Origin of the sequence: Chitinophaga fulva, from assembly GCF_012927205.1 — a bacterium.
GTDB classification, from domain to species: Bacteria; Bacteroidota; Bacteroidia; order Chitinophagales; family Chitinophagaceae; genus Chitinophaga; species Chitinophaga fulva.
On record NZ_JABBGC010000003.1, the window covers coordinates 639,408 to 654,281 of the forward strand.

At 50.5% G+C, this 14,874-nt stretch carries 11 protein-coding genes; 8 read left to right on the top strand and 3 right to left on the bottom strand.

The window, feature by feature from the left end; genetic code table 11:
• The gene (locus tag HHL17_RS25825) at positions 1-1,548 is read right to left on the bottom strand and encodes a SusD/RagB family nutrient-binding outer membrane lipoprotein (protein WP_169227731.1); all 1,548 of its coding nucleotides are present in this window, start codon (positions 1,546-1,548) and stop codon (positions 1-3) included.
• A 24-nt stretch (positions 1,549-1,572) separates the two neighbouring features.
• Positions 1,573-4,740 carry a SusC/RagA family TonB-linked outer membrane protein gene (locus tag HHL17_RS25830; protein ID WP_169227732.1) on the bottom strand — a complete coding sequence of 1,056 codons (3,168 nt, stop codon included), beginning with the start codon at positions 4,738-4,740 and terminating at the stop codon, positions 1,573-1,575.
• A gap of 341 nt (positions 4,741-5,081) precedes the next feature.
• On the opposite strand from HHL17_RS25830, the gene HHL17_RS25835 reads away from it, so the two are divergent.
• The 6 genes from HHL17_RS25835 to HHL17_RS25860 all read left to right on the top strand — a co-directional run bounded on the left by HHL17_RS25835 (position 5,082) and on the right by HHL17_RS25860 (position 11,927).
• Positions 5,082-5,867, top strand: coding sequence for a DeoR/GlpR family DNA-binding transcription regulator (locus HHL17_RS25835; protein ID WP_240975966.1), 786 nt, complete (start codon positions 5,082-5,084; stop codon positions 5,865-5,867).
• A gap of 841 nt (positions 5,868-6,708) precedes the next feature.
• Positions 6,709-8,112 (top strand): 3-isopropylmalate dehydratase large subunit, encoded by a 1,404-nt coding sequence (gene leuC, locus HHL17_RS25840; RefSeq protein WP_169227733.1) that lies wholly within the window; start codon positions 6,709-6,711, stop codon positions 8,110-8,112.
• A 37-nt stretch (positions 8,113-8,149) separates the two neighbouring features.
• Positions 8,150-8,746: a 3-isopropylmalate dehydratase small subunit gene (gene leuD, locus HHL17_RS25845; RefSeq protein ID WP_169227734.1), complete on the top strand. Its 597-nt coding sequence runs from the start codon at positions 8,150-8,152 to the stop codon at positions 8,744-8,746.
• An 18-nt stretch (positions 8,747-8,764) separates the two neighbouring features.
• The gene (locus HHL17_RS25850; RefSeq protein WP_206156173.1) at positions 8,765-10,288 is read left to right on the top strand and encodes an alpha-isopropylmalate synthase regulatory domain-containing protein; all 1,524 of its coding nucleotides are present in this window, start codon (positions 8,765-8,767) and stop codon (positions 10,286-10,288) included.
• Between the two features lie 10 nt (positions 10,289-10,298).
• Positions 10,299-11,372, top strand: a complete 1,074-nt coding sequence (leuB, locus tag HHL17_RS25855; RefSeq protein WP_169227735.1) for a 3-isopropylmalate dehydrogenase — start codon at positions 10,299-10,301, stop codon at positions 11,370-11,372.
• Positions 11,373-11,471: 99 nt separating this feature from the next.
• On the top strand, positions 11,472-11,927 hold the full coding sequence (locus HHL17_RS25860) for an SRPBCC domain-containing protein (RefSeq protein WP_169227736.1): 456 nt from the start codon (positions 11,472-11,474) through the stop codon (positions 11,925-11,927).
• Positions 11,928-12,021: 94 nt separating this feature from the next.
• On the opposite strand, the gene HHL17_RS25865 is transcribed toward HHL17_RS25860, so the two are convergent.
• Positions 12,022-12,672, bottom strand: a complete 651-nt coding sequence (locus HHL17_RS25865; protein WP_169227737.1) for a sigma-70 family RNA polymerase sigma factor — start codon at positions 12,670-12,672, stop codon at positions 12,022-12,024.
• Positions 12,673-12,822: 150 nt separating this feature from the next.
• On the opposite strand from HHL17_RS25865, the gene HHL17_RS25870 reads away from it, so the two are divergent.
• Together HHL17_RS25870 and HHL17_RS25875 are read left to right on the top strand one after the other, a co-directional pair.
• Complete coding sequence (locus HHL17_RS25870; RefSeq protein WP_169227738.1) at positions 12,823-13,164, top strand: hypothetical protein; 342 nt, start codon at positions 12,823-12,825, stop codon at positions 13,162-13,164.
• Between the two features lie 375 nt (positions 13,165-13,539).
• Positions 13,540-14,757 (top strand): TCR/Tet family MFS transporter, encoded by a 1,218-nt coding sequence (locus HHL17_RS25875; protein WP_169227739.1) that lies wholly within the window; start codon positions 13,540-13,542, stop codon positions 14,755-14,757.
• The last annotated feature ends 117 nt before the right edge of the window (positions 14,758-14,874 follow it).

Sequence of the window (14,874 nt, forward strand, 5' to 3'; positions counted from 1 at the left end):
TTATTTATCCCACCACATTCTGGTTGTTAATAAATCAGGTCCTTGTCTCTTTACGGCATCGTTGTAGTTGGCCCCGTTTATACCCTGCTCTGTCTGAGAGTAAGGCAGTCTGCGCGGGATAGTGCCACCAGTCACGTTACCGGTATAGTTCACGGGCACCAGCACCGGGTATCCGGTACGACGCCAGTTAGCGTAAGCTTCCTGTTCATCGAGCAGCAGCGCTACCCAGAACTGCGTATGGATCTGCTCCATCTGCGCGTCGAAAGAACCACCAGGATTCAGGGCATTGTCTGCCACATACTGGCTGATACGTTCCGGCGCGATGGTACCGGCAGCACCAAACAGGCTCCAGTTGCGCAAGGCAGCGGTCACACCATTGGCATACAGCTGTACTTTATCACCGGAGCTCCAGCCACGCAATGCCACTTCACTGAGCAGCAGGTTCATCTCTGCGTTGGTCATCACCAGCAGCGGTGAAGCGTAGTTCAGGATAGTAGCCGGGTTAGGCTCTGAATAGGAAGCCGGGTTAGCGGGTTTCACATCAGTACCGTTGGCCATACCTTTCTGTAAAGCGGCGGTAGTATCCGGGCTGCCGTTGGTCCATACCACGGACACTACACCCAGCCGCGGATCATTATGGTTTTTCAGAAAATCAATAAACGTTTTGCTGAATTTGCCCCATTCCTGGTTGCTGGCGCCTTTGGAGGTAGGTACATAGTCCTGGTTCACCAGTTCAAAAGCAATAGGATTGTTGTTATAAGTCTGCGGACCGTTGGAATATCTTACTACTGCGTTATCTGCCGCGTCGGTGATCACACCGCCGGCTACCGCTTTCTGGGCCCAGTCTTTTGCGATCACTTTAGTGCTGGTGGCGCGGGTAGTACGCATAGCCAGTCGCAGCATCAGGGAGTAACCGAATTTTTTCCATTGGGCGATGTTGCCTTTATAGATCAGGTCTGCATTGCCAAACGTAGCTTTGGAAGCATCGAATGACTTGATCGCATCTTCTGTTTCTTTCAGCAGACCAGCATAAATATCTTCCTGCGGATCGTATTTAGGCTGGAACAGATTGGATTTACCGCGGGTAGCTTCGCTGTAGGGCACATCTCCGTACAGGTCAGTGATACGCTGCATGAGCAGCACTTTCCAGAGGCGGGCTACGGCGAGCTTGTTTACATTTTCCGGCGCCTGCGCTGCTTCGATGATCTCAGCCAGCGTAGTCATGGTATTCGTATAGATGTTCCGGTAGTAGAAGCTCTGATAGAAATCGTTTACAGAATATTTATCACCGGCGCCGGAACCGGCCATTTCTTTTGCGATGGCATAGTGCTGGATATACGTGCCGCTATGCAGGTAAGACGTGAAGAAATAAGCGCGGTCCAATGGCAGGTTACCTTTCAGCAGGCTTTGCGTGAACAGCAAATCAATATTTGGTTTTTCGGAAGCATTCGGGTTGACGTTGAGCGCTTCAAAATCTTTATCACAGGAAGCAAGCCCCAATACCGCTCCTAAGAGCAAAATGAATTTATATCTGGCAATACGTTGCATGAGCTGATCAATTTTAAGAATGAACTAAAGTTTTACCTGAAGGTTTACGCCATAGCTCCGGGTACGGGGCACGCCGAACATTTCAAAACCTTGTGCATTGGAGTTGCTGAAGGTTGATTCCGGATCGATATTGGGCGCATTCTTATACAGGATAAACAGGTTCCTCGCTACGAAAGAAACGGTAGCGCCCTGCAGTTTGGCAAAGGCAAACACTTTCGCGGGAATGTTGTAGCTGAGTACCACCTGACGCAGTTTGATAAAGCTGGCGTCATATACAAATTTCTCAGAGAGATTTTTGTAGTTGTCGTAGTACGCTTGCAGACCGGTAGCGTAGGTAAATGTTTTGGTAAACGGTTTGCCGTCCTGGTCCACGCCGGTAACGGTGAGACCGTCTTCCCTGCCGGGCAGGGTGATCTTGTTCAGACCGAAGCGGGTAGCATACAGGTTGGTAGCGGAATATACGTGGCCACCGAATTTACCGTCGATCAGGAAGCTCAGGTTAAAACGTTTGTAGGTAAAGTTGTTGGTGATACCCGCGGAGAACGGAGATACGCCGGTGCCGAGGTCGGTCAGGCCGGTACGCATTTCATAGCCGGTTGCTTTGTCGTATACCGTATTACCGCTGGCGTCTTTCAGCACTTTAAAGCCTTTGATGGTGCTATAAGATTTTCCGATTTCCGCAAAAATATAGGCGTAGCTGTTAACGCTCACGTCCAGTTGCAGGCTGCTGATGCCTTCCGTCAGTTTCAACACTTCGTTTTTGTTATACGCCATGTTGTAGCTGATGTCCCAGGAGAAGTTCTTCTGTTTGATGGGCACGCCGGTCAGCAATACTTCCACACCTTTGTTGCTCATTTCGCCTACGTTGAGGATAGCGAAGTTATACCCTGATGCCGGGGAGATGGCGGCCTGCATGATATCGTTGGTTGTTTTGCGGCTATACACCGTGATGTCGGCAGACAGGCGGTTGTTGAGCATACGCGCTTCGATACCGGCTTCAAAAGTAGTGGAGAGCAGTGGCTTCAGGTTCGGGTTGGGCGCTTGCAGCAAACCAGAGCCGCTACCCTGAGAGGTAGTCTGGGTAGGTGTTTGCAGCGGTTGACCGAGGTGGCCGCCACCGGAAAGCACGGAGTAGGTCTGACGCAGGATATAAGGCTGTGGCGTAGCACCGCCTACCTGTGCCCATGACGTACGTACTTTGGCGTAGTTGATCCAGGAAGGCATTTTCACTGCTTCAGACAGCAGGAAGCTGGCGCCTACGGAAGGATAAAAGATGTTGTTGTTTTGTGGCGACAAAGTTGAGAACCAGTCATTGCGGCCGGTAGCGGTCAGGAACAACATGTCTTTGAATGACAAATCCACGGAGCCGAACAGGGAGTTAGTGGCCTGCCGTTGGTTCACGTTGGTGGTGTTGAGGCTTACCACGTTGGACGGGTCATAGAAACCGGGTGCGAAGAAATCGGTACCGTTCAGGTTTGTTCCGTCTGAGATGGATTTACGCCTGTTACCACCAGCCATGGCAGTGATGGCGAGATCGCGGCTCAGTTTACCCTGATAGTTGATGGTCAGCTCACCATTAGTTTCAGTGGCGATGGTATTGTACTGCTGATAGAGGCCTTTCGGAGCGAAAAGCGTACCAGTAGGTACAATACCGGTGTAGTTGATGTTCAGATAATCATGGCTTACACGACCACGCACGAAGAGGTTGTCCAGCAGGTTGTATTTGATGCTGGCATTACCGATAAAGCGTTTGCGGTCATCGTTGTTACGAAAGCGGTTAGCTACAAAGTAGGGGTTGGAAGCGAAACCGGAAGGGTTCCATTCCACTTCTTTGTCGTTGGCATCATATCCCGGATCGAGGTTACGGATGTCTACCGTGTTGGCGATCATGTAGGTACCCCAGTTAACGTTGCCGGGCGCGTCGGAGACGCTGCTTCTGTTTTTGGCCTTTTCCACGTTGTACTGTGCGTAAGCTTCAATAGAGAGGCGTTTGCCCAGGTTGGAGAAAATGCTGACAGAGCCGATTTTTTTATTGAGCGTCTGACTGGGTACCAGGCTGCGGTTGTTCATATCGGAGAGGGATACACGATATTTAGTGTTTTCGTTGCCGCCGGAGAACGCCAGGGTGTTGGTGAAGGTGTTACCTGTGTTATAGAAATTTTTGATGTTGTTTTTCTGGGCCACGTAAGGGCGTTCCACCCCATCGAACTGGATCACGTTGCTGCCATCGATTTTCGGTCCCCAGGAGAGGCGGCCTGCCGCGATAGCTTCCGCTTTGGTGGTAGGTTTTTTGCCTTTCTCACCGGCGCCGTACTCATATTGCCAGTCAGGAATAATGGACGGTGTTTCCAGGGTGTAGGTCGTGTTATAGTCTACGCCGATACCTTTCTGTGCCACACCTTTTTTGGTAGTGATGAGGATAACGCCGTTGGAAGCGCGGGCGCCGTAGAGGGCAGCAGCCGGACCGCCTTTGAGCACGGTGATGGATTCGATATCGTCAGGGTTGATGCCTGCGATACCATCGCCGCGGTCATAGTTGAGACCATTGGAAGCCCCGCTGATGACGGTGCTTTGCGTGGTATTGTCGATGGGCATGCCGTTCACCACGTACAGTGGTTGGTTGTCACCGTTGAGGGAGCCGTTGCCACGGATGATCACGCGGCTGGAGCCACCGGGGCCGCTGGCGAGGCTGGAAGCATTCACGCCGGCGATTTTACCGGTGAGTGCGTCTGCCACGTTGATTTCGCGGGCCTGGGTGAATTCACTGCCTTTTACTTCAGTGACGGCGTACGCCAGTGCTTTTTTCTCTTTTTTGATACCCAGTGCGGTGACCACCAGTTCACCTAGTGCTTTGGTATTAGTTGCCAGTTGGATGTTGATGTTAGACTGTCCCCTGGAGACTTTTACCTCTTTACGGTCATAGCCCACGAAGGTGACAGCGAGGGTGATTTCACCGGTAACGGAAGAAGGTATTTTAATAGAGAACTGACCGGCTTCGTTGGTCAGGGCGCCGATGCCTTTAGCGCCGACGAGCGACACGGAGGCGCCGATGATTTTTTGTCCGTCGCCTGCACTGGTGACGGTTCCTGATACCAGATCGGACTGGGCATAGCTACAGACAGAAAATAACAGGCCCAGGAGTGGCAGGAATATCTTCGGAAAGTTGGCCACTGTTATGATATGTTTCATCATGTGGTTTGGTTGATAGTTAGTTCTTCAAATAATGCGGAAATTACAGGGATAAAAATAGGGATTCTTGCGAAAACTGCAAATTATTTGCAATGATTTTGCAGTAAACCTGCAAAAAACAATGGTAACAATAAGCTAATATCAATACAATTGATTAATTATCAACAATATAATCATTTACAAAAAGTGCAGAAAAATTATTTATCTTCCAAAAGTGCAAAATTCTGCTGGTTCTGCTATTTTTGTCTCAGACCCATGTTATGGCCATGCGAAAAAGGAGCGGTGCGTTTTTTGCATATGCCCGTTTTTTTGTCTATCATCACCCTTTGAATTTATCAGATGCTATGGATAGTATGAACACACAGGACCAGATACCCCCGGTTTCCCTCACGAAAAAGTCCAGGAAACAGCTTATCATTCAGCAGGTAAACATCCATACCCGTATTACTTACAGCGAACTGGTAAGCCTGATCAATGTTTCTGAAGACACCATCCGCCGGGATGTGAACGAGCTGGCGGAAGACGGGGAAGTCGTGAAGATCAAGGGAGGCGCCATGTCCATTGCCTATCATTATGGCCACGAGTCGGAGACCTATGCGCAGACCAACAAACTGGTCATTGCCGAAAAAGCGCTGCAACTGCTGCGCGATGACATGATCGTGCTCATCGGCGGCGGCACTACCATCCGCGAGTTCATTAAAAAGATACCACCCACGCTGCGGGCCACGTTTATTACGGTCAATGTATTGTCTGCCGTGGAACTGCTGGACAAGCCCATGATCAAAACCATCGTGATCGGTGGCCAAATCTCTGCCTACAGCCAGATGACCGTCAGCGGTGAAGTGTTTGAATACCTGTCCAATATCAAGGCCGATCTGTGTATCATCGGCACCAATGCCATTGACCCGGTCAATGGCCTCACCGACGCCGACTGGGAAACCATCCAGGTGAAGAAAGCCATGATCAAAGCTGCCGATAAAGTAGCCATCCTGGCCATATCAGAAAAACTCAACAGCTCCATGAAAATGAAGATCGCCGATCTGCAGGACATACATTACCTCATCACCGAACTGCCCGCCGGCAGCGAAGCCCTCCAGGGGTATAAAGCCAAAAATCTGGAGATATTATAAACGGCTGCGCATTTCTGTCCCAGGGCTGAAGCCCTGGGCTACGTTGTTGTTCAATTTCCTTCGAAGGTAAATGCTATCATTTAGGCGGATTACCATCGCAGGTTAAAGTCATGTTGGTTCCTGTTGACGTTGACATTATTCAATTTTAATTCCCTCGTGTTAGTTTTGCACATAACAAATTGCCGCTACAACATGAAGCAACATACCACCAGGCACAAACGAAAGAACCCATTATTTGAAAGGACCTGAATAACATCGTAGCCCAGGGCTTCAGCCCTGGGAACCCCGAACGATTCGCCCATTCCCCAAAGAATTGCCATTTTCCCCGAACGATTCATCCGTCTTTCTCCGAACGAACCGCACATTTCTCCCCGACACATCACCTACTACCCGAACTATTCAACCATTTTCCCCGAACGATTCATCCGTCTTTCTCCGAACGAATCGCACATTTCTCCCCGAGACATTACCTGCTACCCGAACTATTCAACCATCTTTCTCCGAACGAATCACGCATTCCCTCCAACGCGTCGTCCATCTCTCCTCGTTTAACCGGCGCCGTTAGCGTTGCCAATTATTTGCAACCGTGAATGTAGCCTCCACTGCATCACATGACACTTAAATGACAATATAAACATCCCAAAAAGCATTGTCAGGAAGCTTTTGTCATGTATTTTATTTTAATTATTACATTGACAATCAATATTTTAAACCAAACAAAAACCACCCACTCACCAAACAATAATCATCCATTTACACTTCTTTTTAGAAAAAATATGACAATCATAAGAATATCTGGATATTTTTTAAGAATTTAGCACCTACCTTTAAAATTATGAAAATGAGCAAAATACCCGCTACCTTATTTGACAAAGTATGGGATTCGCATGCGGTCAGGAAAATCGAAGACGGTCCTGATGTGTTGTTTATTGACCGTCACTTCATCCATGAAGTAACCAGCCCGGTAGCCTTTCTGGGACTGGAAAACAGGGGGCTGAGCGTAATGTTCCCCGAAAAAACCTTTGCTACAGCAGATCACAATACGCCCACTATCAACCAGCACCTGCCGGTACAGGACCCGCTCTCTGCCAACCAGCTGAAAGCACTGGAATCCAATACCGCTAAATATGGGATCTCCCACTGGGGACTGGGCAACCCCCGCAATGGTATTGTGCACGTGGTAGGACCGGAAAATGGTATCACCTTACCAGGCATGACCATTGTATGTGGCGACTCCCACACCTCCACCCACGGTGCTTTTGGCGCTATCGCCTTCGGTATCGGTACCTCCGAGGTGGAAATGGTGCTCTCCTCCCAGTGCATCATGCAACAGAAACCGAAGAAAATGCGTATAACCGTTACCGGTACCACCGGTAAAGGCATTACCCCTAAAGACGTGACCCTCTATATCATCTCCCAGCTCACCGCTGCCGGCGCCACCGGTTACTTCGTGGAATATGCCGGTGAAGTATTTGAGCAAATGAGCATGGAAGGCCGTATGACCGTCTGCAACATGAGCATCGAAATGGGCGCCCGCGGCGGTATCATTGCCCCGGACGACACCACCTTCGCCTACATCAAAGGCCGCGAAAAAGCCCCGCAGGGAGCTGCCTGGGATAACGCTGTCGCCTATTGGAAAACATTAAAAACAGAAGAAGGTGCCACCTTCGATAAGGAATATACCTTCAACGCTGCCGACATCGAACCGATGATCACCTACGGCACCAACCCCGGCATGGGCATGGGCATCACCCAACGCATCCCGGTGGCACAGGAAGCCGGCGGCAGCGCAGCCAGCTACGAAAAATCATTGCAATACATGGGCTTCCAGGAACAGGAACCCATGCTGGGCAAAAAAGTGGACTATGTGTTCATCGGCAGCTGTACCAACGGCCGCATTGAAGACTTCCGCGCTTTCGCCTCCATCGTAAAAGGACGCCAAAAAGCAGCCGGCGTGACCGCCTGGATCGTTCCCGGCTCACACATCGTAGAACAACAGATCCGTGAAGAAGGCATCCTCGACATCCTCACCGCTGCGGGCTTCGAGCTGCGCCAGCCCGGATGCTCCGCCTGCCTCGCCATGAACGACGACAAGGTCCCGGCCGGCAAATATGCTGTCAGCACCAGCAACCGCAACTTCGAAGGCCGCCAGGGCCCCGGCTCCCGCACGATGCTCGCCAGCCCATTGGTAGCCGCGGCTGCCGCTGTAACCGGCGTGGTAACCGACCCGCGTGAACTGATCTGATCCCTTTCTGTCATCCTTTAACAACACAAACAACAACATGGCTTACGATAAATTTACGGTACTGAAAAGCACGGCGGTGCCGATGCCGATTGAAAATGTGGACACCGACCAGATCATCCCGGCCCGCTTCCTGAAAGCAACCGAACGCAAAGGATTTGGCGACAACCTGTTCCGCGACTGGCGCTATAACGCCGACGGCTCTCCGAAAAATGACTTCGTTTTAAATAACCCGATCTACTCCGGCAAAATATTGGTCGGCGGTAAAAACTTCGGCAGCGGCTCCAGCCGCGAACACGCTGCCTGGGCTATCTACGACTACGGCTTCCGTTGCGTGGTGTCAAGCTTCTTCGCTGACATCTTCAAAAACAATTCCCTCAATATTGGTATCCTGCCGGTACAGGTAAGCCCGGAGTTTTTACATAAAATCTTCACCGCCATCGAAAGCAACCCCACAGCTGAACTGGTGGTAGACCTCCCGGCACAGACCATCACCATCTCCGCTACCGGCGAAAGCGAGACATTCGATATCAACAGCTACAAAAAACACAACATGACCAACGGTTACGACGACATCGACTACCTGCAGGCCATGAAAGAAGATATCAAAACCTTCGCCACCAAGAGTATGTATTAACGATAATTATTCAGCCTTATGCCAGTACAGCAGCGCTACATTGAAATAATGGACACCACCCTCCGCGACGGTGAACAAACCAGCGGCGTTTCCTTTTCGCCATCGGAAAAACTGACCATCGCCCAGGTCCTGCTCACAGAAGTAAAAGTGGACAGGATAGAAATCGCTTCCGCCCGCGTGTCGGAAGGCGAACTGGCAGCCGTGAAAGCCATTACCAAATGGGCGAAGACGAACGGCCTGCTCAACAAGGTGGAAGTACTCACCTTCGTTGACGGCGACGTGTCTGTACAATGGATGTTGCAGGCCGGCGCCAAAGTCATGAACCTCCTCACGAAAGGTTCACTCAACCATCTCACCCACCAACTGAAGAAAAAACCGGCAGAACACTTTGCGGACGTAGCGGAAGTCATCGCCCTCGCACGCAAAAAAGGACTGGACTGCAACGTATACCTCGAAGACTGGAGCAACGGCATGCGCCACTCCCGCGACTACGTATATCAATACCTCGATTTCCTGCAACACCAGCCCGTTAAAAGAGTGATGCTGCCGGATACCCTCGGCGTACTCACGCCCGGCGAAGTACAGGAATATATCAGCGAGATCGTACAACGGTACCCGCAAATGCATGTCGATTTCCACGCCCACAACGACTACGACCTGGGCACCGCCAACGTGCTCGAAGGCGTGAAAGCCGGCGCACATGGCATCCACCTCACCGTCAACGGGATGGGCGAAAGGGCCGGTAACGCGCCCCTCGCCAGCGCCATCGCTGTACTCAACGATTTTCTGCCCGGCGTTAAAACGGCCGTGTCTGAAAAATCGCTCTACAGCGCCAGCAAACTGGTGGAAACCTTCTCCGGTATCCGCATCCCAGCCAACAAACCAGTGGTAGGCGACAACGTGTTCACCCAAACGGCCGGCATCCATGCCGATGGCGACAAAAAGAACAAACTGTATTTCAGCGACCTGATGCCGGAACGCTTCGGACGTCAACGCCTATACGCACTCGGCAAAACCAGCGGCAAGGCTAATATCGAAAACAACCTGCACCAGCTGGGCATACAGTTGTCTGACGCCAACCTGAAAAAGGTGACCCAACGCATCATCGAACTGGGTGATAAAAAGGAAGTCGTTACACAAGCCGACCTCCCCTACATCATCTCGGATATCCTGGACAGCAGCCGGATAGAGGAAAAGGTGAAAATAGAAAACTATGTGCTCACCCATTCCAAAAACCTCCATCCTTCTGTAACGCTCAGAATATCGGTGGAAGGCGAACTTTTTGAAGAACATTCACAAGGCGACGGCCAGTACGATGCCTTTATGAATGCCCTGAAAAAAGTATACAAAAAGAAAAAACGGGAACTGCCGGCACTCACCGACTATTCCGTTCACATCCCTCCCGGTGGTAAGAGTGACGCCTTGTGCGAAACCATCATTACCTGGAGCTTCCAGAACAAAGAGTTCAAAACAAGAGGACTGGACAGTGATCAGACCGTGTCTGCCATCAAGGCCACCCAGAAAATGCTCAACTTAATCTGATATCATTATCATGGCAACCAAACATATTTTAATTGTTCCCGGCGACGGGATCGGACAGGAAGTAACGGCCGTAGGGAAAAAAGTACTCGATAAAATCGCTGCCCGCTTTGGCCATACCTTCACCTATGACGAAGCCCTCGTAGGCCATGCCGCCATAGAAGCCACCGGCAACCCGCTACCGGATGAAACACTGACCAAAATGCGCGCCTCCGACGCCATCCTGTTTGGCGCCGTAGGTCATCCTAAATATGACAACGACCCTTCCGCCAAAGTAAGGCCGGAACAAGGACTGCTGAAGATGCGCAAGGAGCTGGGCCTTTACGCCAACCTGCGCCCCATCAAACTGTTTGACGAACTGCTCGACGCTTCCAGCATCAAACCGGAAATCCTGAAAGGCGCCGACATCCTCTTCTTCCGTGAACTGACCGGCGACATCTACTTCGGCGACAAAGGCCGTAAAAACAATGGCGACACTGCCTTCGATATCGCGGAATACAGCCGCTTTGAAGTGGAGCGTATTGCCCGCAAAGCCTTTGAAGCTGCACGCACCCGCCGCAAAAAACTCTGCTCTGTTGACAAAGCCAACGTGATCGAGACCTCCCGGCTGTGGCGTGAAGTGATCCAGAAAATGGCGCCCGAATATCCTGACGTAGAAGTGGAACATCAGTTCGTAGATGCCACCGCCATGCTGCTGATAAAGGACCCGCGCCGTTTCGATGTGGTGGTGACGGCCAATCTCTTCGGTGACATCCTCACCGACGAAGCCTCCCAGATAGCCGGCTCTATGGGCATGCTGGCTTCCGCTTCCGTTGGCGATGGCACCGGCGTATATGAACCGATCCACGGTTCCGCGCATGACATCACCGGCAAAGGTGTAGCCAACCCGCTGGCATCCATCCTCTCTGCCGCCCTCCTGCTGGACATCTCCTTCGGCATGAAAGCAGAGTCCGAAGCGGTGATCAACGCGGTAGACCAGGTACTGAAAGCCGGTTTCCGCACCCGCGATATCGCCAACGCACAAACGCCCGCCGATATGATCAAAGGTACCGATGCCATCGGAGAAGAAGTACTAAACAGAATATAATCTTCTTTATACACAAAGCCCGCCAGAAGCCGCTATGGCCTTTTGGCGGGCTTTTTATTTTAACGTAACTTCAGCTATTATCATCCAAAAACATATCTTATGGGACCATTGATCATTTCGGCATCCATGCAGATGGCCAAACCGCCACAGGAAGTCTTTGACGCCATCGTTGATCCGCAGAAAATGAGCAACTATTTTATCGCCTCCGGCAGCGGCCGGATGGTAGCGGGAGAAACAGTGGTATGGCGTTTCGCCGAAGAAAATGTCAATTATGACATCCCGGTAAAGAAAATCGTGCAAGACAAAGAAATCCATTTTGAGTGGGAAGGCGCCGCTGGTCACATGACCTGGGTGAAAATAGGGCTGGCACCATCAAAGAATGGCGGCACACTCGTCACCGTCACTGAAGGTGAACTGCCACTGGATGAAAAAGGACTAAAATGGTTCTCCCAAAATACTTTCGGCTGGGCCAACTTCCTCGACTGCCTGAAAGCATACCTGGAATATGGTATCAATCTGCGTAAAGGCGCTTTTGATTTTATGCAGGCATCATAACGATATAAAATCAGACGGCGGTAAATCATCGCCCGACGTACACAAAAAAGACCGGTCCTTGCAGACCGGTCTTCTTCTATAAAATATATTGTCTTTATTCGATATCCAGTTTCCGAAGTACGTTGTTGACAACCCTGTCGCACCGGATAAGGTGGAACGGGAATACCACATCGTTTTTGTAGAAGTTGGAGATATGTTCACGCAGCATCAGTTTGGCCCTGATCTGGCGGACTTTTACATTTACCCGCGAGATATCGAGTACTTTGGCTGTTTCGGCCACATTGAGTTGTTCCAGTTCCCGCAGCACGAAAACGGCCCGGTATTTTTCCGGAATACTCAGCAGTGCTTTCTCCAGCACCTCGCCCAACTCTTTGTTAATGACGGAGTCCACAGGTGTTTTAGTTTTGGCAATATCCTGACCTTGCTCCACAGTTGAAATATCCTCGCTGGCTGCCCGCTTCGCTTTTTTCAGGTGCTGATGGCACTCATTGATCATAATCCTTTTGAGCCAGGTAGCAAAAGTCGCTTCCTGCCGGAATTTGTCCAGGTGCTGATAGGCGTTGATATAGGTCTGCTGCATCATATCCTCCGTATCCATGTCATTGTTCAGGAAAGACATCCCGATCCGGAACAGACTGGCGTTGTAACGACGCATCAGCGTTTCATATAACCGTTTCTCTCCAGCCAGCACCCTGGCGATAATTTCATTGTCAGTAAGTGTCTCAATAGGTTGAATAATACTCATTCAGATAGTTATTAGATGGTTAAAGTGAAAATAAGTTACAAAAAATGGGAACATTTTGTAACCTTTTATGAAATCGGCACTCTAATCCATATCAACAGGCTATAAAAGCCTGGCTATTAACCCGAATAACCGAAAGCGCAAACTAAAACAATGATGACAGGCCAAAAAATTCCGCAGACCGGCGTTACCCTGCCCCCTTTAACGCACCAGCGTATCCAGGAGTTGAAACAAACTCCTATGGGCCAACACATTATGCAGGAAACGTTCCAGGTCTTTCCAGAATTGGTCAAATCCCTTACCGCCGCCTTACAGGAGAAACTAACCCGTTTTGAACAAGCCCGTATAAAAGATACCGGCTCCCCGGAAGGATTGACGCTCAACATGCTGGTAGATGACTACCAGTTTTTAGAATTTGTTCAACACATAATGTTCGTGAAATGGAGAGAAGAAAAAAATAAACGGTATTACCCGGGAGATACACAGGTGAACTGACCTATTCTTTTTCAGGCATTCACTGTTCCTGTTCTTAACAGGTGGACGTCTTCATGCCCAAATTGCAGGGTTTGATATACCTCAAAACCCCTTTTAGTATACCAATTGACATTGTTTACCATAGATGTTTCCAGATAAACCGGGCGTCGTCTTTTTCCGATCGGCGAACATCGTGAGTGCGCACGCCTGCGCCTATGACAAGATAACTACCGCGTAATTTTTTTTGGAGGAAGATAATTTCCTGTTAATTTTGCCGCTATGAGATAACTCTTTCAACCTACTTCGCAGGCATCCTGCCTGTTACCGACCCGGCCCTCCTATTGCCAGGCGTCTTTTCTGTATTTATTTGTTTCAACTTTTACCTCCTGTATTCATATGCAATCTGCATATCATCCTTCCCGTTTACTATTCATCGTGCTGGTAGTAGTGATAGACACTGCCGGTTTTGGTTTGATTTTCCCGGTACTTCCTCAGCTGCTCCGCGAACTGCTTCATGCTGATATCAGTACAGCAGCCCGTTACGGCGGCTGGCTGGCTTTTGCCTATGCCTCCATGCAATTTGTGTTCGCGCCGGTGCTGGGCGGACTGAGCGACCGTTACGGCAGACGTCCGGTGCTGCTGTCTTCCCTCTTGGGGTTTTCCATTGACTGTTTGTTTCTGGCTTTTGCTCCCAATGTGACCTGGCTGTTTGTGGGCCGTGCCATTGCCGGCATCACCGGCGCCAGTTATGCCGTTGCCTCCGCCTGTGTGGCTGATATCAGCACCGACGAAAACCGTACCCGTTATTATGGGCTGATCAATGCCGCCTTCGGCCTTGGTTTCATCATCGGTCCGGTACTGGGTGGATCACTGGCGCGGTGGGGCACCCATATGCCCTTTATCGCCGCAGCGGCGCTCAGCTTCTTCAATTTTCTGCTGGGATATTCCTTTTTCCCTGAGTCTCTGCCAGTGGCACATCGCCGGGCTTTTGACTGGAAGAGGGCCAACCCACTGGGCGCCTTACGGCACCTGACACGGTTCCCGCTGGTCAAGTCACTGATACTGTCCATGTTGCTGATATCGTTCGCCACACATAGTATGGAAAGTGTATGGGCATTCTTCACCATAGAAAAATTCCAGTGGAGCAATCAGCTGGTGGGTTATTCGCTGGCGTTTGTCGGCGTATTGTCCATCCTGTCCCAAACATGGCTGGTAAGCACATTGACCACACGGCTCAGTGACCGGCAGATGGCTGTTATCGGGCTGTTATGTATGACCATTGGGTACCTGTTGTTTGCTTTTGCCGGATGGCAGTGGGTATTGCTACCTGCCCTTGTTATATACATCGCCGGCAGCATACAGGGCACTGCGATGCAAAGCATCATAGCCGGCGCCATGCCGGACAACGAGCAGGGCGAGCTGCAGGGAGCACTGGGCAGCCTCATGGGACTGACCACCTTACTGGCGCCGCCGTTGCTGACCAGCAGTTTTGCCTGGGCTACCGCACGTACTTCGCCGGTGTACTTCCCTGGTATGCCCTATCTCATAGCGGCGGTATTGACCATATGCGGGCTCGTTCTGCTGCTGAAAGGTTTTCGTAAAGCAGCGCTGTAGTTTTTACGTGTAGCCATTTCAGATAGGCACCGTAGCGGCGGTAATGTTACCGGTAACATATCCTCGTAAGGTAGTACAAAGCAAACACAACCTCAACCATTCAATAAAATTCTTGAA

Bases quoted from the DNA above. Each gene is read 5' to 3' on its own strand.
- HHL17_RS25825 (WP_169227731.1), bottom strand. From the start codon at position 1,548: ATGCAACGTATTGCCAGATATAAATTCATTTTGCTCTTAGGAGCGGTA.
- HHL17_RS25830 (WP_169227732.1), bottom strand. From the start codon at position 4,740: ATGATGAAACATATCATAACAGTGGCCAACTTTCCGAAGATATTCCTG.
- HHL17_RS25835 (WP_240975966.1), top strand. From the start codon at position 5,082: ATGGATAGTATGAACACACAGGACCAGATACCCCCGGTTTCCCTCACG.
- leuC (WP_169227733.1), top strand. From the start codon at position 6,709: ATGAGCAAAATACCCGCTACCTTATTTGACAAAGTATGGGATTCGCAT.
- leuD (WP_169227734.1), top strand. From the start codon at position 8,150: ATGGCTTACGATAAATTTACGGTACTGAAAAGCACGGCGGTGCCGATG.
- HHL17_RS25850 (WP_206156173.1), top strand. From the start codon at position 8,765: ATGCCAGTACAGCAGCGCTACATTGAAATAATGGACACCACCCTCCGC.
- leuB (WP_169227735.1), top strand. From the start codon at position 10,299: ATGGCAACCAAACATATTTTAATTGTTCCCGGCGACGGGATCGGACAG.
- HHL17_RS25860 (WP_169227736.1), top strand. From the start codon at position 11,472: ATGGGACCATTGATCATTTCGGCATCCATGCAGATGGCCAAACCGCCA.
- HHL17_RS25865 (WP_169227737.1), bottom strand. From the start codon at position 12,672: ATGAGTATTATTCAACCTATTGAGACACTTACTGACAATGAAATTATC.
- HHL17_RS25870 (WP_169227738.1), top strand. From the start codon at position 12,823: ATGATGACAGGCCAAAAAATTCCGCAGACCGGCGTTACCCTGCCCCCT.
- HHL17_RS25875 (WP_169227739.1), top strand. From the start codon at position 13,540: ATGCAATCTGCATATCATCCTTCCCGTTTACTATTCATCGTGCTGGTA.